Source organism: Tateyamaria sp. syn59 (genome assembly GCF_007995245.1).
GTDB lineage: Bacteria > Pseudomonadota > Alphaproteobacteria > Rhodobacterales > Rhodobacteraceae > Tateyamaria.
Genome location: NZ_VCBA01000052.1, coordinates 1 through 1,468, shown reverse-complemented (window position 1 = coordinate 1,468; position 1,468 = coordinate 1). Strand labels below are relative to the sequence as shown.

Annotated in this window: 1 protein-coding gene; it reads right to left on the bottom strand. The window is 64.2% G+C overall.

Annotated features, from left to right (window positions below; genetic code table 11):
* Positions 1-1,454 (bottom strand): type VI secretion system Vgr family protein (locus FD715_RS22380; RefSeq protein ID WP_147115498.1); only part of this gene is annotated, 1,454 nt, incomplete at its 3' end.
* Positions 1,455-1,468 lie beyond the last annotated feature (14 nt).

The window sequence follows — 1,468 nt, the reverse complement described above, 5'->3', positions numbered from 1 at the left end:
GTCTTATTCTTTGGCAGATCATACGGCACCTTCTGCCTTGAGTTCGGCACGACGCCGGTGACGACGGGGCGGTCGGGGTCGCCGTCGAGATACGTGACCATGACCTCCATCCCGATGCGCGGGATCACCTGTCCGCCCCAGCCTGCGCCCGCCCAGTTCTGCGCCACACGCACCCAGCACGTGTCCGAGCCGTCCTTCGCTGCGCGCCGGTCCCAGGGGAACCACAGCTTGATCCGGCCGTATTCGTCGGGGTGGATCTCTTCGCCCTCGGGGCCCGCAACAATCGCCACCTGGGTGCCGTCGATGCGCGGATGCGGCGTCGTGCGCTGCGGCGTGGCCGGCACATCGGCCGGCAGCGCCAGAAAGCGGTTCACGTATTCCGGCTGGTTCTCGACACTCTCATAGCTCGTGTCCACCACCTCGTGGACAATCGACAGGACCACATGCGGGTCGAACACATTGTCCGCGTTCGCCACATCATAGGGCGTGAACCGATGCCCAGGCGCGAGCGTGCGTACGGCACCCGCGCCCTCCACCCGGGCGTGTTCCGCCTCAAGCGCCTGCATGCGCAGTTTCGCGACACGCTCGACCTCCGCGTCGTCGATCCCCTCGGACGCCCGCGTGCCCGTGCCATAGCCTGCCTGCACGGGATATTCATAAAGCTCGTAGCCGCCGTTCTTGGGAAGCGTCACCAGACCGAGCGCGGCCGCCCCCGGTACGGTGCCCGGTGTCGTGAAGTTCCAATCGCGCCCTGCGTGGCTTCCGGGGATGTAGCGGAAGCGTGTTTCGAACCGGTTAATGTGGTTGCGATCAGTCGAGCCATGGGCAAAGCGCACATCACCATCATCTTCGAGCGCCGACAGATAGCCTGCGGCATGCGACGCGATGTGCAACTCATGCGCGCCCTCTTCATGCGCCCAGAAGAAGAACAGCCCGTCCTCCTGCAGCCGCCGCATCAGGTAGTCGAGATCCGTCTCGTTCCACTGGACCGAGTAGTGCTGCGCCGGCACGGGATCGACCACGCCGCTGGTGATGGGGGTGGGCAGACCATGCTCGCTGCACAGGATCTCGGCGATCTCGGTGGCGGACGTGTCCAGCCAGATGCGGCAATCGCTTTTCTGCGCCAGCATCCACAGCGCGGGCCGCAGCTCCAACTGGTAGGACCGCAGCCCCCGGCTGGCTCGCGGGCCAGCAATCAGATCGGTGACAATAGCGTTCCAGGTGCGCCGCACGGGCGGCTCCTGGCTCAGCTCGACACTCACATCGACGGGCTTGCCCAAAAGCTGGTCAGGCGCGATCTCTGGCAGCTTGGAGCGCACCGACACGGTGATCTCAAACAGCGCAGAGACATGTTCGTTGACCGTCAGCTTCTCGGCCAACAGAACGTCGTCGCCCAGAGGTGTCGAAATGCGCAGAATACGGTCAGCTTGAAGAAAATCAGACGCAACATTCATCAAAAAAGATCCCG